This is a genomic window from Microbulbifer hainanensis (genome assembly GCF_014904735.1).
GTDB lineage: Bacteria > Pseudomonadota > Gammaproteobacteria > Pseudomonadales > Cellvibrionaceae > Microbulbifer > Microbulbifer hainanensis.
Genome location: NZ_JACZCR010000038.1, coordinates 1 through 21502, shown reverse-complemented (window position 1 = coordinate 21502; position 21502 = coordinate 1). Strand labels below are relative to the sequence as shown.

17 protein-coding genes and 1 riboswitch are annotated in these 21502 nt (G+C 60.0%); of the genes, 1 reads left to right on the top strand and 16 read right to left on the bottom strand.

What is annotated here, in order from left to right; genetic code table 11:
- Nucleotides 1-30: 30 nt before the first annotated feature.
- From IG168_RS14955 to IG168_RS14940, 4 genes are all read right to left on the bottom strand, one after another.
- Nucleotides 31-4044 carry a translocation/assembly module TamB domain-containing protein gene (locus IG168_RS14955; protein WP_193165224.1) on the bottom strand — a complete coding sequence of 1338 codons (4014 nt, stop codon included), beginning with the start codon at nucleotides 4042-4044 and terminating at the stop codon, nucleotides 31-33.
- Nucleotides 4044-5846: an autotransporter assembly complex protein TamA gene (locus IG168_RS14950; protein ID WP_193165223.1), complete on the bottom strand. Its 1803-nt coding sequence runs from the start codon at nucleotides 5844-5846 to the stop codon at nucleotides 4044-4046. Before IG168_RS14950 ends, IG168_RS14955 begins: the two co-directional genes overlap by 1 nt.
- A gap of 113 nt (nucleotides 5847-5959) precedes the next feature.
- Nucleotides 5960-6334, bottom strand: coding sequence for a hypothetical protein (locus tag IG168_RS14945; RefSeq protein ID WP_193165222.1), 375 nt, complete (start codon nucleotides 6332-6334; stop codon nucleotides 5960-5962).
- A gap of 153 nt (nucleotides 6335-6487) precedes the next feature.
- A complete protein-coding gene (locus IG168_RS14940; protein ID WP_193165221.1) occupies nucleotides 6488-8461 on the bottom strand; it encodes an acetoacetate--CoA ligase in 1974 nt (657 codons plus the stop codon).
- A gap of 205 nt (nucleotides 8462-8666) precedes the next feature.
- Between IG168_RS14940 and IG168_RS14935 the strand changes: the two genes are divergently transcribed.
- Nucleotides 8667-9560: a LysR family transcriptional regulator gene (locus IG168_RS14935; RefSeq protein ID WP_193165220.1), complete on the top strand. Its 894-nt coding sequence runs from the start codon at nucleotides 8667-8669 to the stop codon at nucleotides 9558-9560.
- A 131-nt stretch (nucleotides 9561-9691) separates the two neighbouring features.
- On the opposite strand, the gene IG168_RS14930 is transcribed toward IG168_RS14935, so the two are convergent.
- From IG168_RS14930 to IG168_RS14875, 12 genes are all read right to left on the bottom strand, one after another.
- On the bottom strand, nucleotides 9692-10162 hold the full coding sequence (locus IG168_RS14930; protein ID WP_193165219.1) for a Dps family protein: 471 nt from the start codon (nucleotides 10160-10162) through the stop codon (nucleotides 9692-9694).
- Between the two features lie 200 nt (nucleotides 10163-10362).
- The gene (locus tag IG168_RS14925; RefSeq protein WP_226877010.1) at nucleotides 10363-11250 is read right to left on the bottom strand and encodes a Vgb family protein; all 888 of its coding nucleotides are present in this window, start codon (nucleotides 11248-11250) and stop codon (nucleotides 10363-10365) included.
- Nucleotides 11251-11426: 176 nt separating this feature from the next.
- Nucleotides 11427-11816, bottom strand: a complete 390-nt coding sequence (locus IG168_RS14920; protein ID WP_193165218.1) for a c-type cytochrome — start codon at nucleotides 11814-11816, stop codon at nucleotides 11427-11429.
- Between the two features lie 15 nt (nucleotides 11817-11831).
- A complete protein-coding gene (locus tag IG168_RS14915; protein ID WP_193165217.1) occupies nucleotides 11832-12584 on the bottom strand; it encodes a HesA/MoeB/ThiF family protein in 753 nt (250 codons plus the stop codon).
- Nucleotides 12578-14110: a thiamine phosphate synthase gene (gene thiE / locus IG168_RS14910; protein ID WP_193165216.1), complete on the bottom strand. Its 1533-nt coding sequence runs from the start codon at nucleotides 14108-14110 to the stop codon at nucleotides 12578-12580. The genes IG168_RS14915 and thiE overlap by 7 nt, the downstream gene beginning before the upstream one ends.
- Nucleotides 14111-14121: 11 nt before the next feature.
- Entirely contained in the window at nucleotides 14122-14652 is a 531-nt protein-coding gene (locus IG168_RS14905) for a GNAT family N-acetyltransferase (protein WP_193165215.1), read from the bottom strand.
- Nucleotides 14653-14680: 28 nt separating this feature from the next.
- A complete protein-coding gene (locus tag IG168_RS14900) occupies nucleotides 14681-15484 on the bottom strand; it encodes a thiazole synthase (RefSeq protein WP_193165214.1) in 804 nt (267 codons plus the stop codon).
- A 2-nt stretch (nucleotides 15485-15486) separates the two neighbouring features.
- Complete coding sequence (gene thiS / locus IG168_RS14895) at nucleotides 15487-15687, bottom strand: sulfur carrier protein ThiS (protein ID WP_193165213.1); 201 nt, start codon at nucleotides 15685-15687, stop codon at nucleotides 15487-15489.
- The gene (gene thiO / locus IG168_RS14890; RefSeq protein WP_319024721.1) at nucleotides 15687-16760 is read right to left on the bottom strand and encodes a glycine oxidase ThiO; all 1074 of its coding nucleotides are present in this window, start codon (nucleotides 16758-16760) and stop codon (nucleotides 15687-15689) included. Before thiO ends, thiS begins: the two co-directional genes overlap by 1 nt.
- A 125-nt stretch (nucleotides 16761-16885) precedes the next feature.
- The gene (thiC, locus tag IG168_RS14885; protein WP_193165212.1) at nucleotides 16886-18796 is read right to left on the bottom strand and encodes a phosphomethylpyrimidine synthase ThiC; all 1911 of its coding nucleotides are present in this window, start codon (nucleotides 18794-18796) and stop codon (nucleotides 16886-16888) included.
- A 157-nt stretch (nucleotides 18797-18953) separates the two neighbouring features.
- A riboswitch (TPP riboswitch) is annotated at nucleotides 18954-19052 on the bottom strand.
- A gap of 73 nt (nucleotides 19053-19125) precedes the next feature.
- Complete coding sequence (gene safD / locus IG168_RS14880) at nucleotides 19126-20493, bottom strand: sulfoacetaldehyde dehydrogenase SafD (protein ID WP_193165211.1); 1368 nt, start codon at nucleotides 20491-20493, stop codon at nucleotides 19126-19128.
- Nucleotides 20494-20503: 10 nt separating this feature from the next.
- Nucleotides 20504-21256 carry a sulfite exporter TauE/SafE family protein gene (locus tag IG168_RS14875; protein WP_193165210.1) on the bottom strand — a complete coding sequence of 251 codons (753 nt, stop codon included), beginning with the start codon at nucleotides 21254-21256 and terminating at the stop codon, nucleotides 20504-20506.
- Between the last annotated feature and the right edge of the window lie 246 nt (nucleotides 21257-21502).

Genomic DNA, 21502 nt, shown 5'->3' with positions numbered 1-21502 from the left:
CCTAAACAGTCGCGAGACTGGCCCACAGTACTAATAGTCGTTCTTCCACTGTAGCTCCACACTGCCGGCACCGCTTCCATTGCTGTCGGCAGACTTGATTTCGAGATTCAGATTGCGCCGTAACTCTATCTGCATCTTCGCCTCCCAGGGATTCAACGGATCGGTGCTGCGCTGCAATTCGATATAGATACGGTTGGTGATGTACTTGCCCAGGCTGAGAGCGTACTGGTCGCCCTCATCGCTTTCCTCCCTCTGCAGGTCGAGGGTATCCACCCCCAGCAGCTCGCGCGTTTTGGCCACCGGATCAAAGGCCGAACCGCCGCTTTGCAGGGTGCGCACGACGCTCACCAGGCGCACCGCCTGCAGCGGCGAAATATCCGACAAGGACTTGCCGAACAGCAGCTGGGCAAAAATTTCGTCCTGAGCCGCCGCCGGGGTGGAACTGAAGGTCACGTCCAGGTCGTCTTTGGCGCCGCTCAAGGTGCCGGAAATTTCCGCCGTGATCTCACCGTCAGTGTAGGTGTGCCGCCCTTTGACATAAATCGCAGCCACGTTGTTTTCAAATTGAACCTGTCCTTCCTGCAACTCAAAGCGCTTGCCCAACAGGTCGAAATTCCCGCGTACGATTTTCAGCGCCCCGGATGCTTGCGGTTTCGCCGCGGTGCCGGCGATATCCACCTCGCCACGCAGTTCTGAATTCAATCCCAGGCCGCGTACATAGGATTGCTGATCCACCACCACCTGGATAGCCAGCGCAATCTTGTCCAGCAGCGGTGGCCCCTGCTTCACCTGAGGACCATCGACCTCCACTTCGACCACTTCGATCTCCGGCACGCTGGTGCCGATCAGCTGTTCGAGCTGGACCGACAGTGGGCGCAGAGTCAATTTGCCCGCGACCTGCGCATCTTCCGTGGTGCCGTCGAGGACCAGGGTGCCGGAAACCGCGCCGCGCACCGCCGGGGTATTGAGCAAGTGCAGCTTTCTCGCGCGCAACTCGAAGTTCATCGCCGCCGGTGCTGCCGGCCTGAAACTGACGGCGCCGCCAAGATCCAGCGTGCCCTTTTCACCATCCTCCGCATGAGCCCGCTCGATACGCCACTCGTCCGGCGTCAGCCGCGCCAGCAACTCGATGTGCCGCAAGCGGGTGTTGCTCGGGCGATGCTCGTAGTCGCCGCCACTCAGTTCGATCCGGCCATTAAAGTTCGGCCGTTCCATATCGCCATCGGCGTCCAGAGTGAAATTGAGCTGACCGCGCATGGCGTGGATTTCAGGATCGATAAATTCACCCAGTACCGACAGATCCGCGCTGCCATCGCTGGTGAGCTTCAACGGGAGGGGCGGTTGCGCGGCACCGGCGGGATGCTGTGCAAACAGCTGCGTCAGTATCGGTGTCACCGCCAGCTTGCCGCGCAACTGCGCGGCGCGACGATCGCCGCGCTGGGCACCGAGGGCAACGTGCAGGTCATCACCCTGTGTCTGCCAACCCAGCACCAGGCTGAGCGGGCCGCCAGTACCGCCATCATTACTCAGCAGTTTCAGTTCGCCATTCAGCTGCGGCCGCTTCGGGCTGCCCGCGGCAGTCGCATACAGGGTCACCTCACCGCGCTCGGCCAGCTCCGCGGGTAACCCCAATTCCAGATCGGCCAAGCGACCACGACCGCGGATTTCCAGGTCGAGTTGCTTTTCGTTGAGACTGCCCTGTGCGGACAGTTGATTGCGCTCTGCCCATACCAGTTCCACATCGGAAAGGTCGATCCGTCCGCTGGCATACTGCACATTGCCCTGCAGTTGCCAGGGTTCGCTGCGGAACTCTCCCAGCGCCAGCAGGTTCACACTCGCTTCGGGCTTGGTAAAGGGCCCGGCGAAACTGCCATCAATGCTGATCTCGCCCTCCAGGGACGGCGGCAGATCGACGCCCGCCAGTTCCGCCAGGGAGACAGGTATATTGCGGCCGGCCACGGTGCCTTTGGCGCGCCCGGCCTCGGGCTCGATCACGCCGTTGACTTCGAGCCAGGCATTACCGCTGCGACCGAGCTGCCGCGCCTCTTTCGCCAGTTCCGCCACGCTGCCGGCTTTTTGCGGCAACGGGCTCTGCCTAGGCGTCGTTGCGCTGTCGCCCCCGGGCTGCGGTTTGGACGGAATCAGTGACTGCTGGGGCTCGAGCGCGTTGGCTTCAAAGTGACGGGTACCTTCGCCGGCAGCCAACTCTAGGCGCAGCCGGTCGAGCGTCACTTTCTTCAGGTCACCGACGGCGCCGCCATTCAGCGTATAGCGATATTCGCGATAGTGACCGTCCGACTGAATGCGCGCGCGCATCTGCGGGTTTTTCCACGGCCCTTTGACGTCGAGTGCCGTATCCATACTGATGACCACACCCTCGGCCGCAGCCACCCCCAGTTGTTCCGCCGGGCGGAAATCCCGTGCCTGCACCGACAGTTTGAGATCCAGTGCCTCGTCGGCAATGGCCACCTTGCCCCCGCCGCTGACGGTGACATTGTCACTTTTCAGTTGCAGGTCAGTGATGTTGAGCAGGCGCAGGTCTCCCTCCACGCGGGCTCCGAGCTGCGCGGACAGTTGCCGGTAAACCGGTGCAGCCTGCAACCTGGCGCTCAGCGCAGGGTTGTCCCACGGGCCCTTCGCCTGCACCTGCAGCTTCTCGATCGCCCCCTGTAAATCCGCCGGAATTTCGACGGCTTCAGTCCCCGGCAACGCAGCCAGCAGGTGGCGCAATTCGTCGACCGTCAGTGCGTGAACCTGCCCCTTCAAATCGATGGCCTTACCGCCGACGTCCACACTGCCCCCGGCATCGAGGCGGGCATCCGCATATTCCAGGGTCACCGCTTCCAGCTGAATGACCTCGTCGTGGGTCTGTACCCGTCCCTGCAGGCGCAGGGGCTGATCCCGGTAGTGGGTGTTCAGGTCAACAACGCCCGACACCGCCGGCAGAGACAGGGGGCCACGCACGGACAGGTCGGCAGTCAGCCAGCCGCCGCGCAGGTACTCCTGCCAGGGTTTGGAAATGGAAACCGGCAGTCGATTGAATTTGATCTCTGCATCCACCGCGTCTGCGCTGACCGACCCGGCTATCTGGTGGCGGGTATCGTCTACCTCCAGCGACAGCTTTTCCGTGGCGACTTTCCAGGGTGCCAGGGTGATCGCCGCCCGTCCGGCCAGTGCAAAATGGTGGTCGACCAGCGGCAGCGAAAATTCCTCGATATCCACTAACAGTCGATTTTCGCGCGGCTGCCACAGCCGCAGGCGCCCTCTTGCGTCGAGCGCCTCGCCATCCGGCAGTTGCAGATAGCGGCCGGCAAAGCCGCCGGCATTTTCCCGCGCGGTAATCTCCAGCAGAAAACGCTGCTCTGCAGCTTCGCGGCCATTGACGGCGATATGCAGGCCCGCGCCATCGAGCTCGCGAATCTCCAACTGAAAACCGGCGGGCTCGCCCTCCCACTGGTAGCGGCCATCGGAAGTGACCGCCACCACCGGAAGATCCGGCAGGCGCTGATCGATGACTTCGAGGCGATCCACACGCAGCGATCCCAGGCGCATTTGTGGCAGCGACAGCGGCTCCGGCGTTTGGTCCACGACTTCCTCTGCGGGCTGCACCTGGGCCTCGAGCAGCTCGTTGAGCACGTCGTCGTCGAGGCGCAGGCTGGTAGCGGCAATCGTCTCGATATCGATGCGGTTGTGCAGCAGCCCGCCCAGATCGATGTCCACGACAAGATCCCGCGCCTGCACCAGAACGCCGTCGCGGTAATCCACTCTCAGTGCGGGGAAGCGCCATTCACCCAGGTGGGCACTGCCAATTTCCGGTGCCTGAATCCGGAGATTCGGCACCAGCCTTTCCGCACCGTAAATCGCCGTGCGCGTCAGTGCGACCCGCCCCGGTTCCGTGCCGACGAAAAACAGCAGGGCCAGCAGCGCCACAAAAAACAGGCTGAACAGCAGCGAACCGCGCCCCCCCAGGGCGCGCCCGAAGCTGCGCAACAGGGTGCCGAGTGCGCGCAGGTAACCGGTCGCCAGGGCGAGTAGCACTTTCATCAGAATGCCTGCCCCAGGCTGACATAGACCTGAAACCCATTGTCCAGATCATCGCGGCGATCCAGCGGGAAGGCGATATCGAGACGTAGCGGCGCAAAGGAAGTGATATAGCGCACGCCGAAACCCGCACCCCAGTAGAGATCGGAAAAATTGGGCGAGGGATCGGCATAGGCATTGCCGGCATCCACAAACAGCACTCCGCCCCAGGTGTCGCTGAAGCGGAATCGACCCTCAATGGAAATTTCACTGAGCGCCCGCCCACCAATAGGGTCACTCAATGTCGGCTGGCCGCCCGGTTCCTTGGGCGGGATCACCTGCCGCGGACCGAGCGCCTGATAGCCATAGCCGCGCACGGAGCCGCCGCCACCGGCGTAGAAGCGCTCGTCCGCGGGCACGTCAAACAGGGTGCTGCCGGAAATCACGCCGGCTTTTATACGCAGCGCCAGCGTCGGGTCAAAGCGCCAGTCACTGGCGGTCTTGTAACCGGTAAGCACCACGGTATTTTTTACAAAGTTGGCACCGGTGCTTCCGAGGTCTATATAGGGCTTCACTTCGATGGCTGCGGTGGCGCCCCTGCGCGCGTCGAGCAACTTGTCGGTGGTATCCCACTTCATGCCCAGCGGAATAGACAACAGCTGATAATTTTCACTACCACTTTGGTCGGTAGTTTCCTGTACATCTTCTTTCACCCGGCTGAATTTGAGTTCGGTGCCGATACTCGCAGTGCGGTGCTTGCTCAAGCGGCGCGATACCGCAGCGCCCACTTTCACTGCCTTGGCGGAGTATGAGTCACGCTCTTCATTGGAGATTTCCGCTTTGGCGGTAAAGTTCTGCTTGTCGTTCAGGAAGCGTGGCACCAGCAGTTGGCTGGTCAGCTTCTGCTGGACGGGGTTCGCCTTGGTTTCGATTTCGATCTTCTCGCCGCGGTGAAATACATTGCGGTGCTCCCAGCCCGCGGACACCCCAGCCCCTTCACTGGAGGTATAACCGACACCGAGTTTCACCGTGCGGTGACGGCGTTCGACCAGAACGAAAGTGATATCGACAAAATCGTCGTAGGGTTCGGAGACGCGGCTGTTGGCGCTGGAAATAAGGTTGGTGCGCAGCAGGCGCAGCCGCGCGGCATCGATCTTGTTACGGTTGAAGCAGTCGCCGCGCTTGATCTGCAGCTTCTTCTCCAGGAAATCGGGCTCCACCGAGGTCAGCCCTTCCATCGTCACGTCCCCCACGAGGACTTCAGGACTGGGGGCAACGCGGTACTCGAGCCGCGCAGCGTTCTCACTGCGGATCACCGTTGCCTGGTAGGTAACATCGATATTCAGCAGGCAGGCGTTCTCGGCGAGGTACCGTTCGATCACCTTGACCCCTTCGAGTACCTTGCTCGCTTCGAGGGGATCCCCCACCTTCAGTGGCAGGCCACCGAGCCCCCCGCGCAGGTGCTCAGGTATATCGACGGTGATGCTTTTTATACGGTACTGGGTGCCGGGTACGACGCGGTAGACAATGCCGTCGGCGCTGACGTATTCGCGCACCCGGCCATCGTAATACCCCTTCGAGCGCAGCAGCTTTTCCAGCGTACCGCGCTCGTAGCGGGCCACATCACGGGGATCGTCGTAACTCTTGAGGACCGAGTTGTTCTTGCGCAGTTTCTGCAGTTCCTCGCGCAGCCAGCCCTGCAGTGCGCGGTTGCCCTCCACGCGCACCTTGAACTTGGGCAACTGGTCGAAAAACGGGATAGCAAAAGCCGGCTGCAAGGGTGACAGCAGCAATCCGGCCAGCAGGATACCGATTAAAACGCGCAACGAGTTCTTCCGTGATTGCCATTTATTATCCGGCCGCCATTCAGGCGTCGGCTAGCTCTATGACGCCCGGTATTCGCAAAAGTTGCCTGATCGCGGGGGCCGGTCGCTTCAGGTCAGGGGCCGCTGGCCGGTGTCGTGAGCAGCGGATTGCAGTCGCGGATCACAACGCGACCCTCCAACAGGTTACCCTTTGAATATTCCGAAAAAATGCACTGGTTCGTCTGCGGGTCGTAGTTTTCGATCCACAGGTTGTCGTCCTTCCAGGTGGCACCAATATGCCGCTGCCCATCGGGCACGGTGATTTTCATGACCCCGCCATAGCGCTTCACAAAAACCTGTTCGTAGTGGAAGTAGTAGGCGAGCCAGCCAACAAGAAAAATAACCGCTGCAACAATGGCGCCGATCCGCAGGCTACCGAGCCGGCTGCCAGCGTAGAGGGACAGAACGACCAGGGCGATGACTGCCGCCCAGTAGAGATAAGTGACCATGGACACTCTTCCGTGATGATTATTACTTGTAGCAGTGAAGGTTAGCTCAGTTTGGCGGCTAACTAAATGGCGCACCGGTGTTCAGGCGGCAAATGGAGGGAAGCGGGAGGGCGAGCGGCGCCCGCCCCGAGAGTTCGGCGGAACTGGTGTGGATCAGTCCGCGGCCAGTTCCGGCAGGTTTTCGTAGAGTTCCAACGCCTCCGGATTCGCCAGTGCCTCCTGGTTCTTCACCGGCTTGCCGTGCACTACATTGCGCACTGCCAGCTCGACAATCTTGCCACTGATGGTACGCGGGATGTCGGCCACCTGGATCACTTTGGCTGGCACGTGGCGCGGCGTGGTATTGGCGCGGATGGTGGTGCGGATTTTCTGCACCAGCTCGTCGTCCAGCTCAATACCTTCCCGCAAAACCACAAACAGCACTACGCGCACATCGTCGCGCCAATCCTGGCCGATACAGATACTGTCGAGCACCTCTTCCACTTTTTCCACCTGGCGGTAGATTTCTGCAGTGCCGATACGCACGCCGCCGGGATTCAGTACCGCGTCGGAGCGGCCATAGATGATCACACCGCCATGGCCGGTGATCTCTGCATAGTCACCGTGGGCCCAGACGCCGGGCCAGTTCTCGAAATAGGCGTCGCGATACCTGGAGCCGTCCTCATCATTCCAGAATCCGACCGGCATACAGGGGAAGGATTTCGCACAGACCAGCTCGCCCTTTTCGCCAATGACCGGCTTGCCGTCGTCATTCCATACCTCTACCGCCATGCCCAGGCCGCGGCACTGCAGCTCGCCGGCGTAAACCGGCAGCGTCGGGTTGCCCAGTGCAAAGCAGGACACGATGTCGGTGCCGCCGGAGATCGACGACAGGCACACGTCGGCCTTGATATCCCGGTAGACGTAGCGGAAACCTTCGTGAGCCAGCGGCGAACCGGTGGACAGAACGGCGCGCAGTGAATCCAGCTTGTGGGTCTCGCGGGGCTTACGTCCGGATTTTTCCAGGGCGGCTATATATTTGGCACTAGTGCCGAAGACGCTGATGTTTTCCTCGTCGGCCATATCCCACAGGCTCTCGGCGGCCGGATAGAAGGGTGAACCGTCGAACAGCACCAGGGTCGCGCCGCAGGCCAGGCCGCTCACCAGCCAGTTCCACATCATCCAGCCACAGGTGGTGAAATAGAACAGGGTGTCGTCGCGCTTCAGGTCGCAGTGCAAGCGGTGCTCTTTCAGGTGCTGCAACAGGGTGCCACCGGCGCCGTGCACGATGCATTTCGGCACCCCGGTGGTGCCGGAGGAATACATGATATACAGCGGGTGGTTGAAGTCCGTCTGCGCAAAAGTAAGTGCCCGCTCGGGCGCACTGGCAACGAATTCGTCCAGCGCCACTGCCTTGTCGATATCGGCGATCGCCGCGGCAGTCTCCGCGCCACTGCGCGCCACCGGGACCACTACCAGCTTCTGGATGGAGTCGATGCGCGCGACAATTTCCTTCAGGCGCGGCACCGAATCGATGGTTTTGCCGTTATAGAAGTAGCCCTCACAGGCCAGCAGAACCTTCGGCGCCACTTGGCCGAAGCGGTCAAAAACACCATTGATGCCGAAATCCGGGGAGCAGGATGTCCAGATGGCACCCAGGCTCGCTGTGGCCAGCATTCCGACCACGGTGTCAATGACGTTCGGCATGAATCCCGCCACGCGGTCGCCCTGCCCTACGCCCTGGTCGGCCAGGGCCGCAGCCAGGCGCTCGACGCGCTGGTAGAGCTCCGCATAGCTCAGTTCGCGGCGGCGGCCGTTTTCCAGGCGCTCCACCAGCGCCGGCTTGTCATCGCGGTAGCGCAACAGGTTCTCGGCGAAATTCAGCTTCGCCTCCGGGAACCACTCGGCACCGGGCATGGTATCGCTGCCCAGCACCTTGTCGCCGCGCCCGCTGGCGATCACCTCGCCGAAGTCCCACAGGGTGCGCCAGAAGTCCTCGCGCTGATCCACTGACCACTGGTACAGCGCGCTGTAATCCGCCAGATTCAGGCCAAACTGTTCATTCACCAGTCGGCGAAACTGGTCCATCTGGGTGGCGGCAATGGCTTCAGGGCTGGGCTGCCACAGGGGCTGGGCGTTGTTACTCATCTCGGCTGACCTTGTCGGTTCTTTGTTAGCAATGGTTGACCATTATTCGCACGGCGGCGATGTGGACAATCATGCCTTGGTCTGACACTTAAAACTATTTTAAACTTTGTTATATTTGTTAATTTTTATTTAAGCATCAAAGGCCGCCCAAATTGCTTCCCGGCGGCCTCTACAATCCGCGACCACTCACTATGGAAATAGCAGCTTGAGCGCCACCGTCAAACAGCTTCGCGCCTTCGTCACGGTTGCGCGCACCCGCAGCCTGGCGGAAGCCAGCGCCCAGCTGCATATCTCCCAGCCCGCGCTGTCTGTGGCCATTCGCAACCTGGAGAACACCGCCGGCGGCCCCCTGTTCAACCGGGACAGCCGCCAATTGGCGCTGACCCCCGAGGGGCGCGAGTTTCTGCGCCGCGCGGAACAGCTGCTGCACAACTGGGACCAGTCGCTGGATGCGATTCAGCAGCGATTCCAGTTGCAGCGGGGCCAGCTGTCCCTTGCGGCCATTCCGGCCTTCGCCCTTAACCGCCTGCCCGCATTGCTGGCGCAATTCCACCAGTCACACCCGGAAATCAATATCGCGCTCGAGGATATCGTGATGGAGCGGGTGTTCCAGGCGGTGCTGGAGGGGCGCGCGGAGCTGGGCATCAGCTTCCGGCCAGACGACCTGGGCGGGCTGGAATTTGTGCCTTTCGAACGCGACCGCTTTATCGCCGTGGTACCTGCCGGACATCCGCTCGCGGCGCGCAAGAGCCTGCGCTGGAGCGACCTGGCTTCCGCCCCGTTTATTGCCATGAACCGGGGTTCTGCCGTGCGCCGCTGGACCGACGGCGCGCTCGCCGGATGTGGCCGGCCCGTGCACCTGCTGTGCGAAGCCAACCAGCTGAGTACCATCGGCCAGCTGGTGAAGGTGGGGCTGGGAGTCAGTGCGGTACCGAGCCTGTGTGAGGCGCAGATGCGGGATTACGGACTGGTCTGTCTGCCGCTGTCGGCACCGGTCATCGGTCAGGAGGTCGGGGTACTGTTGAAAAGCCGCGGCGCCCTGTCGGCGCCGGCGCGGGCCTTTCTGGATCAGGTATCGAGTCAGGGTGTCGACCGATAAGCCGCGCCAGGCCGGCGGGAACCGGGCTTAGACGCCCCGATCGGGATACCGGGCGGACCGGAAGCCCGCCCCGGCGCCGGCGACTGCATTCCAGTTTCAGGTCACTGGGATTGCAGCGCTGGCAAATGGATTTATTTGGACATGGCGCGCAGCATCCACGCGGTTTTTTCGTGGACACGCATGCGATCGGACACCAGCGCGACGGTGGATTCATCGTCCCCTTCCTGCGCGGTCTTGAGTACATCGCGGCAGGTTTTCACCACTTGCTCGTGGCCGTGCGTGAGGATCTCCACCATTTTTTCCGCCGCCGGAACCTCTTCCACTTCCTCGATAGAACTCAGCTGGGCAAACGCCTTGTAGGTACCGGGTGCGACGACGTCCAGGGTACGAATCCGCTCGGCGATATCGTCTACGGCAGTGGCCAGCTCGGTATATTGCTCTTCGAACATCAGGTGCAAGTCGCGGAACAGGGGACCAGTGACATTCCAGTGAAAATTATGCGTCTGCAGATACAGCGTGTAACTGTCCGCCAGCAGGCGCTTCAGACCCGCGGCAATTGCTTCGCGATCTTTACTGGCAATACCGATATCAATCTTGCTCATACTTAACCTCTTGCTTTCTGTTTAAAAAACTTCCCAGGGGTCAGTTGACTCGCTGAAACTCATGGTAACCCGTCAGCTTTCAATTAATAATTTATATCAGCTTTCAGGGCGATAAAAAATTACTATGGAAACTGTGGAACCCCGCTCACAAAGCGTAGCTCCGCTGTCGGTTTTTGCGCCGCTCCCATGAACTGTTAACACTATGACTTGTGCGGTTTACCCTGTGCGAGGAAACCGGAATCGACGCCAAACCAGATGCTGCCATCCTTCGCATTGAAAAACATATGGCGGACATTGCCACCACTTGGTACTGGGCTCGCGCTGACAAACTTTTCCGCAGCGGTATCAAAAGCGAGAATGCGATTGGGAATCACACCGGTGTCCGCTAGCCAGAGTATTCCGCGGTGATCCAGCGCAGTCCCGTAGGGCCTGGACGTGTCTCCGGGGACCCGCCACTCGCTAAATTTACCACTCGCTGGCACGTAGCGGCCGACATAACCTTCGCTGTAATCGACGTACCAGATATTGCCATCGCCATCTATTTCCAGACGGCGCGGGCGGGCATCGGCGCGGGGCAATTCGATTTCGCGCAACGTCATGGAGTCGGGGTCGATGTGAGCGAGCTTGTTGGTCCCGAACAGTGCGACCCAGGGAGCCCCCTGCCCATCCAGCTTGATGCCGTAGGGGCGTGCCCGCGCCGTCGTCGGGGTGAGCGCCTGTACGTCGCCGCTGGCGGTATTCAGCAGCCCGATCCGATTGCTGTTCTGTGCGGTGAACCAGATGTTGCCGGCACGATTCAACACCAGTGTGTGTGGGTCTTCGACGCCTTCGGGCATGGCGTAGCGCTTGATGGCACCGCTTTGCGGATCCAGCCGGCCGATATGCGCGTTGCGATTTCCGGCATACCAGACCCGATTTTTGCCGTCGACGATCAGGTTGTGCGGATGGGAGCCCTCCGGAACCTCAAAGCGCTTGAACTCGCCGCTCCCCGGCTCGAAGCGACCAATATAGTTTCCGGACTGGCCACAGAACCACACATTACCGTGGCCATCGACAAAAGGATCCCGCGGGCGGCCCTTCCAGGGCACAGCCCATTCGCTTACATGGAGCCTGTTCGGTAATGGGAGTTGCTCCGCCCAGGCGGACGCGGAAGGAAATAAATAACAGAGGAAAAAAATCTGGACGACGCGAACGCTCGGGTTGCACCGAAAAGCTGCTCTCATGGGCTGTCTCCTGTCACTGGAAAACCCCGCCCCCTCACCGGTTATTCCGGCTCGGCAATTTCTCCCGCTCCTGACATCAACTGGATCAATGCGGCGAAATCCGCCTCGCTGCAGTCATAGCAGAGGCCGCGCGGCGGCATGGCGCGGTAACCGTTGATCGCGTGATCTAGCAGCGTATCCATGCCCTTATCGAGACGCGGTGCCCAGGCCAGCGCATCCCCAGCCTTTGGCGCGCCGCCAACGCCGCTGCCGTGGCAGCTGTGACAAGTGCGCCAGTATGTCTGCCGTGTTTCGTCTGTACTTGGCGCCGCCGTCTCCGCTGCCGCGCCCTCCACACCGGGCACCTTACCCACTGCCTCCGGCTTTGAGCAGGCAGTCAGCGCGACGGCAATCAGCACACCGCAGATAACGTAAGTCGAGCGCTTTTCCATGTTTCTTTGAAATTATTATTCTGAGCCACAAACTGGACAGTCATTATCGCGCTGCAGTTGCAGCGGCCGCAACTCCAGTGTCTGCGCCTCAAACAGGTGCAGTTGCCCGAGGCTGGCCATGGGCATGCCGAGCAAAAAGCGCAGCGCCTCCAGCGCCTGCATACTGCCGACCACCCCGAGTGCCGGGCCGATAACCCCAGCCGTGGAACAGTTCTGTACCTCCTGCTGCTCGCGCGGTGGAAACAAACAGGCATAGCAGGGGGAAGGCAGGGCAGAAAAGTCGAAACTGATCAGCTGGCCGGAAAAGCCGCGCACGGATGCCATGATCACCGCCCTGCCCGCCTCGCGACAGGTCCGGTTGATGGTATGACGAATCTCCAGGTTATCCGTGCAGTCGAGCACCAGGTCGACATTCGGCAGCTGATCGCGCAGCCAGGATTCATCCGCCATGCGCGCATGGCCGTGCACGCGGATTTCCGGATTGGCGGCAGTCAGCTGCTGCGCGGCAACCTGCGCCTTGGGTTTATCCCGGTGGTTGGTTTTGTAGAGGATCTGGCGCTGCAAATTGGAAATTTCGACGGTGTCGCCATCGACCAGGTGCAGCTGACCAATACCCGCTGCGGCGAGGTACAGTGCCGCAGGGCTACCGAGACCGCCCAGGCCGATGATCATGACGCGCGCCGCGGTGAGCTTTTCCTGTCCCGACTCGCCCACCTCCGGCAACATAATCTGGCGGCTGTAGCGCTGCAGCGCTTTTCTACTCAACACGGTAATTCACCTGTCACTGTCATAAATTGACGTACCGCCGCGCGGTAATCCGCCGCTTTGGTGATCGCGCTGACTACCGCAATGCTACCGACTCCCGTGGCCGCAACAGCCGCAGCCCGCTCGAGGTTGATACCACCAATTGCCACCAATGGCATATCCGGCAACAAGGCAACAAGACGTGCGAGCTTCTCCACCCCCTGCAGCTGATCGCTCATATCCTTGGTATCCGTCGCGTAAATGGCACCAATGGCGAGGTAACTCGGACGGTACCGGTACGACAATAGCAATTCGTAGAAGCCATGGGTACTGATACCCAGTTTCAACCCCGCGCGCCTGATGCCCATCAGGTCCGCCGCTTGCAGATCCTCCTGGCCCAGATGCACGCCGTAAGCGCCGCATTCGATGGCGAGCTGCCAGTGATCATTGATAAATAGCCGCAGGTTATACGCGCGGCCTATGGCTACAGCCCGCGCAATCTGTTCCTTCACGTCATCGCCCGGTGCCTTGATACGCAGCTGCAGGGTGCGCACCCCCGCTTTCGCCAACGCCTCGATCCATTCCACGGAATCCACCACCGGGTAGAGTCCCAGTTGCTTGCTGTCGGTCGCGGCAAAATTGTGCACGAATGCCCCGACATCATTGGCGCCAGCGTAAGCAGCTGAGCCCTCATCACCGGGCACCAACACTCGCGGGAAATCCTGCAGTGAATCCGGCCAGCCGCAGTGCCTGAGCGGACCGGCACCGCTGCCGATCCCCGCGGAATTGCCCAGGCGCAGGCCGCGCTGAACATAGGCCTTGGCGACCACACAGGCATCGCGCAATGGATAGCCCAGAGCCATACAGGCGGCGATTGCCGACGAGAGGGTACAGCCGGTGCCGTGGGTATTACCACTGTCGATCCGCTGGCCGACAAACCAGTCGGCACGCTCCCCGTCCCACAGCAGGTCGGCGATCTCGCCATGCACCAGTTCGCAGTGCCCACCAGTCACCAGCACGGCGCAGCCACGCGTATCGGAGATTTTGCGCGCGGCATCGGTAATCTGCGCTGCCCCACCAACCCGTTCGCCGGCCAGGCCCTCCAGCTCGTGTACATTCGGCGTTACCAGGTCGCATAGCGGCAGCAGCTGCCCGATCACAGCATCGGCAGTGCCATCCTCGGTCAGTGCTGCACCACTACTGGCCACGGCAACCGGATCGTAAATCACCGGGATTTTTCGCGAGTGCAGCAGTTCGCGCAGGAACTTGGAAACCGCAATAACCTGCTCAGTATTTGCCAACAAACCAACTTTGATCGCCGCCGGGAACAGATCCTTCCGCAGTGCCCGCAACTGTGATTCGAGTACGTCCGGTGAAACGGCATTGATGGCCGCGACCTCGACCGTGTTTTGCGCAGTGTTGGCGGTTATGGCGGAGCAGCCGTGGCAGCCGAAGTCGGCGAAGGTCAGCAAGTCTGCCTGAATACCGGCACCGCCGCCGGAATCACTGCCGGCAATTGTCCAGACAATCGGACTTGGATTTTCTCGCATACGATTCCGGGTCAACCCGCCGTCGATGGCGCCGGCTCCAGTTGTTTGTAAAAAATGCAGGTCGCGTCGAGTGTGCCAGCCGCACTGCGCGCGAAGGCGGGTATCTGGCCGGCCTCGATATAACCGATTTTGCGGTACAGCTGCTCGGCCACATCGCCGACACGGGTATCCAGTATCAGCAGGCTACGCCCGCTGTCCCGCGCGCACTGTTCGATCTTTTCCATCAACAGGCGAGCGATACCGCGGCCGCGACAGGCCGAGTGCACCATCAACTTCTCCACCTCGCCGCGGTGATTGCCGTTGGCCTTGCCGTGCAGCGCGAGCTGGACGACACCGACGACCTTACCATCAGCGATCGCCACGCAGACCCGTCGCGCACCCGCATGCAGGTCTTCCTCGACCGACACCCAGTAATTCGCAGCATCAGTGTCGGAGAGTGGCGGCAGGAAACCCACCGAGGCACCGCCGGCCACGCTGTCATTTAACAATTCAATCAGTGCCGCGCGGTATTCAGCCAGCCCGGTAATTTCTTTGATAACCACGTGCGAAATTTCCTTTAATTATCACTTCTCAGGGTTCCGTCGGCGCGACCTGCTGCCAGAAAGGCATATCCAGCGTCGGTGTACTCGGGCTGGCAGTCTGGCGTTTTGTCATCAGGCCCGCCTCAAAGGCACAGCGGCCGGACTCGACCGCAAGCTTGAAGGCCCGCGCCATTAATACCGGCTCTTGCGCTTTGGCGATGGCAGTGTTCAACAAGACCGCGTCAAAGCCCAGCTCCATCGCTTCCGCGGCCTGCGACGGCGCGCCGATACCGGCGTCGACAATCAGCGGAATATCGGGCAACCGTTCCCGCAGCGTCTGCAGATTGTACCGGTTCAACAACCCCTGACCGGTGCCAATGGGCGCGCCCCAGGGCATCAGCACCTCGCAGCCGACGTCGAGCAGCTTGCGGCAAACCACCAGGTCATCGGTGCAATAAGGCAGCACCTTGAAACCCCGCTTGATCAGCTCGCGCGCCGCTTCCACCAGGCCATAGGGATCCGGCTGGAGGTTGTAGTCGTCGCCGACGACTTCCAGCTTGAGCCAGTCGGTGGCAAAAATTTCACGGGACATCTCTGCCAGCGCAATCACTTCCCGCGGCGTCTTGCAGCCGGCGGTATTGGGTAGCAGCTGGCAACCGGACTCACGGATATAGTCCCACAGTATTTTCCCCTGTTGCTGCTCTGGATTCTGGCGGCGCAGGGACAGGGTGATAATCTCCGCTGCCGACGCCTCCACCGAGGCACGCATCACCGCAGGTGACGGATACAGGGCGGTGCCCACCAACAAGCGGCTGGCGAAAGTTTTTCCGTAGAGTGAAAGTTGTGTAGCCACGATTAACCTCCCACAACCGGCGCGACGACATCCAGGCAGTCACCCTCGCCAATTTTCACCCGAGAGTAATCGGCGCGGGCGACGAAATCGCCATTCAGGGCCACGGCGAACGTCTCGCCGGTGTAGCCCAGCTGTAGCAATAGTTCGGCCAGGCTATCAACCGAGCCCAGACTTTTTATCTCACCGTTGATCGTTACCTGCATCAAGCCACCTCTGACAGCTGTTGAGCAATGATTTTTTCCACCTGCTCTGCCAGTGCCGGCGCCAGCAGGTAGCCGTGCCGGTAGAGTCCATTGAGCCGGACCAGACCGGGTTCACAGTGAACAGTCGGCAAATTGTCCATAGTCGCCGGGCGGCAGTTAACCCGGCTCTCGACGATACGGGCCTCGGCGAAGGCCGGATGGAGCGAATAGAGTGCGGAGGACAGCTCCATGGTCGAGCGCACCGATATCGGCGACAGGTCTTCGCTCTCGATTTCCGTCGCCCCGATCACCGTGGATCCATCACTGCGCGGCACCGCGTACAGCTGGTAGCGGGGATGCAGCAGCCGCACCGGGCGCTGCAACTGCACTTCATTGGTTTGCACCACCAGCACCTCGCCGCGCACACCGCGCAGTCCGTTGATCGCATCCTTCGCACCCAGACCGCGGCAGTCGATCACGCAATCAAAGTGGTACTGCGCATCTTCGGTGACAATGGTATTCCTCTCACAGGTCACCGCCGTATGCTCGCGTAGTGTTACTCGCTGCTGGCGCAGTGACTCAAGTAGTACCGGCAACAGGCGCCGGTTGTCGATATCGCCTTCGTCACGTAAAAAAATACCGGTTTCGAAACTCTCCAGCGCAGGCTCCAGTTTCTGTAACTGTGCGCGATCCAGAGGCCGCACATCCGCGGCGCTGTCGCTCGGCAGCTTACTCTGCAACTCACGCACAAACATCGGCAATTCGGCGCGATCGCGCCCGTGGGCAACCACAATACTACCGGCACGACGGAACGATACCGGTCGCCCGACCAGTGCCTCCAGTTCGGCCGCCCAGGGTTCCCACAACGCGAGGCTGCGGAGGCCAAGCTGGTAGATTTTTTGCTCGCTATGCACCAATTCCGACAGCGGCGAAATCATGCCCGCGGCCGCCCAGCAGGCGCCCGCAGGCACCGCCAGCGAGCCCGCCTCGAACAGAGTGATCTCCAGATCTTGCCGCGACAGCCGCCAGGCCAGTAAGCGCCCCATCAGCCCGCCGCCGGCTATTGCGATTTTTGCTGTTAAATTATGTTTCACGACTATTCCACTATTGGCTCACGGCTCTTGCTGATTTCCGGGCGGCGCTGCTACCGGGATGTTTTTACGGTGTATCCCGCAAACCTTTATCGATAGTGGAACCGGCTCCGCGCCCATGCAGCCCCTCAGCCCTTGTGATAAATCTCACTCCCCATATCCTTGAATTTGATCGCCATCTCCTCCATGCCCTGCTCCGCCTCCTGCGCAGCGGCATACTCCCTGACATCCTGAGTGATTTTCATCGAACAGAACTTGGGCCCACACATGGAGCAGAAATGGGCAACTTTGCCGGATTCCTTCGGCAGGGTTTCATCGTGATAGGCCCGCGCTCGTTCCGGATCCAGGCCCAGGTTGAACTGGTCTTCCCAGCGGAATTCGAAACGCGCCTTGGACAGGGCGTCGTCCCTCATTTGCGCCCTTGGATGCCCCTTGGCCAGGTCGGCCGCGTGGGCGGCTATCTTGTAGGCCATCAGACCCTCTTTAACATCTTCCTTGTTAGGTAGGCCCAAATGTTCTTTCGGGGTCACGTAACACAGCATCGCGCAACCATAGGTGCCGATCAGCGCCGCGCCGATACCGGAGGTAATGTGGTCGTAGCCGGGTGCAATATCCGTGGTCAATGGCCCGAGGGTATAAAAAGGTGCGCCGTGGCAGTGTTTCAGCTGCTCGTCCATGTTTTCCTTGATCTTGTGAATGGCCACATGACCGGGGCCCTCGATCATGGTCTGCACGTCGTGCTTCCAGGCAATCTCCGTCAGTTCACCGAGGGTATGCAGTTCGCCGAACTGGGCCTCGTCATTGGCATCGGCGATGGAGCCCGGACGCAGGCCGTCGCCGAGGCTGAAGCTCACATCGTAGGCCTTCATGATTTCGCAGATGTCCTCGAAGTGGGTGTAGAGGAAATTCTCCCGGTGATGCGCCAGACACCACTTGGCCATGATGGAGCCGCCACGCGAGACGATACCGGTCACCCGTTTCGCGGTCAGCGGCACATAGCGCAGCAGCACACCGGCGTGAATGGTGAAGTAGTCCACACCCTGCTCCGCCTGTTCGATCAGCGTGTCGCGGAACACTTCCCAAGTGAGGTCTTCGGCGATGCCGTCGACTTTTTCCAGGGCCTGGTAAATAGGTACAGTGCCAATCGGCACCGGTGAGTTGCGCAAAATCCATTCGCGGGTCTCATGAATATTCGCGCCGGTAGACAGATCCATCACCGTATCCGCACCCCATTTGGTGGACCAGACCAGCTTCTCTACTTCCTCCTCGATGGAAGATGTCACCGCCGAATTGCCGATATTGGCGTTAACCTTGCACAGGAAGTTGCGGCCGATGATCATCGGCTCTAGTTCCGGGTGATTGATATTGGCCGGAATAATCGCTCGGCCCTCGGCCACTTCGCGACGCACGAACTCCGGGGTGATCTGCTCCGGAATATAGATACCTTCGCGCGCCTTTTGGTAATGGGAATCTGTCAGCGCATCGGCGACCTGCGCGCGGCCCATGTTTTCGCGTAAGGCGATAAATTCCATCTCCGGAGTGATAATGCCGCGGCGTGCGTAGTGCATTTGCGAAACGTTCTGCCCGGCCTTAGCGCGGCGCGGGGACGGCAGGTTTTCAAAGCGGATATGGTCCAGCCCCTCGTCCGCCATACGCTTCTGGCTGTAGGCCGCCTGGCGGGAGCTCAGTTTCTCGGTATCGTCGCGCGCCTCAATCCAGGCCCGACGCAGTTTGGGCAGCCCTTCGCGGACATTGATGTCGTAGTCCGGATCTGAATAGGGGCCAGCGCTATCATAGACCCGCAGCGGCGCATTGGGCTCCAGTACCGGATTATTCTCGTCACCGCCCACCACACTGTCGCCGAGGCAAATTTCCCGCACGCCCACACGCATATCCGGCGTCTCCCCCTGCAGGTAGATTTTGCGGGAATTGGGAAAAGACTGTGCGGTGAGATTGTCGAGGAACGACTTGGCAGAGTCGCGGCTGGCGGCGCGGGACGATTTTGCGGTGCGACTGGGCTGGTTGGTGTTATCAGACATGCTTACCCCTGTAGCTTGCGGAACAATAACGCCGCAGCACCCAGGAGCAGACAAATAGAGAAAAGCCGCGAAATTTCTATAGAATGTGGGCGCCTCTTAAATCGTAGTGAGCGGACGCCGCCAGGCGCACGCGCAGTTGATTTAGAGGTGTCCACAGGCGACTTCAGATCTTGTTCCCTACGCGGGGGTTACCCCGATCAGGTTCCACGGATCTCGCAACAGCGATCTCAGCCCACAGGCACTCCGACAAGTTGTGCCGGAGTATAGTAGATGGCCAGCGCAGTGGACAAGGAAGACACTGCGCGGATATCGCGAAAATGCAAAACTGATCAAATAACCAGGGCTTTCTGGTAACTCATCTCGCGGATGGCGTAACGAACCCCCTCTCGCCCGACGCCACTTTCCTTGATGCCACCAAAGGGGAAGTGCTCCGCACGGAAGCCCGGCCCATCATTCACCGCCAGCAAGCCGACTTCGAGCTGATTGAACAGCTGTTTTGCCACTGCCAGGTTCTGGGTAAAGACACCGGCTTGTAAGCCGAACGGTGAACGATTCACCAGGGAAACCAGTTCCTCGATCGTATCAAATACCCGCAAGGGAACCACCGGCCCAAAAGTTTCCTCTACCACCAGCTCGGCATCATCGGCCACGTCACTGAGGATAGTCGGCCAGATAATGTTGCCTTCACGCTTGTGACCAAACAGCACCTTCGCACCGCCGGCCACTGCAACGCTGATTCTCTCTTCCACTTCGTCCGCAGCCGCCTTGTGAATCAGCGGACCGACGAAAGTATCGTCCTGTACTGGATCACCCACTGCCAGTTGTTCTGTTGCGGCGACCAGCTGTTGGGAAAACGCGGCAAATACACTTTTATGCACAAACAGTCGCTTTGCCGCCGTACAGCGCTGGCCAGCGGTCGCAAAACGCTGATTGATTGTCGCGCTCACCGCTCCATCCAGGTCGGCATCATCCATCACGATCAACGGATCGTTGCCACCGAGCTCAAATAACAGCTTCTTGTAACCCGCCTGCGCCGCAATGGCATTGGCAGCGGCAGTACCACCGGTAAAGTTGATGGCGTGTATCTCACGGTGGGCCACCGCATAGCTGGTACCGTCGATGTCAGGAATCAACATCTGCAGGACTGACTGATCCATACCAGCTGCGTAGCAGAGTTCCACCAGCAATTGTGCCGACCGCTTATTCTGCGGGCCCGGCTTGAACAGGATGGTATTGCCTGCCGCGAAAGCCGGACCGATCTTGTGCACGGCAATATTGATGGGGAAATTGAACGGCGTGATACACAGAACCGTGCCCAGCGGCTTCCACAGGACGATACCGACCTTCTCTCGCTGCGGCGGGAAAGCATCGGAATCCAGCGCCTCTCCGGTGATTCCACGGGCCTCCATCGCGCTCGCCAGGGCCGTGTTGTATGCCCGATCGATTTCCACGCGACTGTCGCTGATGGTTTTTCCCGTTTCCTCGGTAATCAGTGATGCCAGTGTCTCCTTCCGCTCCAACAGCAGCTGCGCAAGCTTCAGCAGTATATTTGAACGCTCAAAAGCGGGGGTGGCCGCTTGAACCCTGCGCCCTTCGGCCAGCAACGTCAGAGCACTCTCGACCTGTTCACGGCCGGCAAAATCGTACTCCTCGATCAGTTCGCCGCTGTAGGGATTGGTAATCTGATAGTCAGCCATTTCGCACACCTTATTCATATTGCAACAATTGATAGACGATCCGCAGACCGGCCACCAATAGCGCCACGCGCATTAATTTGAAAAACAGTTCACTGTCGAGCTTGTTCAGCAACGCTACACCAATCCGGGTGCCGATGACCGCCGCTACCGTCAATAGCAGAATCAGCCCTAGGTGATCGGAAAAAGCAAAGCCGAGAAAAATGAAGGCCGGTATCTTCAATGCGTGACACCAGGCCTGCATGACTGATTTGTTAGCGACCACTTCCTTCGGACTCAGGTCCTTACGGACAAAAAAAGCAGCCAGTAATGGATCCACGGCGCCGGCCAGGATTCCCAGCGTGCCGGTTGCCAGGCCGACCCAAAAATAATTACGCGGAGCCAGGCGTATTTCCGGCAGTCGCTCGGGCTTGAACACCGTGTAAAAAATCAGTACCGCCAACAGCACCAGGGGCAGTTGCTGCCAGCTGAGGCTCGCCAATCCCAGCGTCATACCCACCGCACCCAGGGCGCAGCCGACAAAAAAAGGGCCGCACAGATCCCAACGGATATGCTCGCGCACATAGAAGATACGCGCGAGGTTATTCATCAGCTGAACTGCGCCATGAATCGGCACCAGCATACGCAGCGGAATTGCCATGTTCAGGGCTGCAAACATCAGCACCCCGCCGGCGCCACCGGTGACAGCGGAAATAAATGCACTCGCCACACACACCACCAGCAATAGTGCCAGTGTGAGGTTGGACAGTTCTCCCAGATCCGGCAACGCGGGACCTCATTGTTGGATTTTTAGTCGATGCAGTGTAAATGGGGCAGGATGGCAGACCAAGTATTCGGGGGTCTTGGGCTGGTTAAATTGGGCCAGATTGAGTTATGAGGAAGAAAACTCAGTGAGTTTGTGGCTCGTATGTCCGCTTTTAATGAATTCAAATTTTTGGGCAAGAGGCGAGGGATGAGTGGTTTCGGTTCGTTTTTCTGTCGTTTGGAGTAGAAGCGTATACGCAGTGGTTGT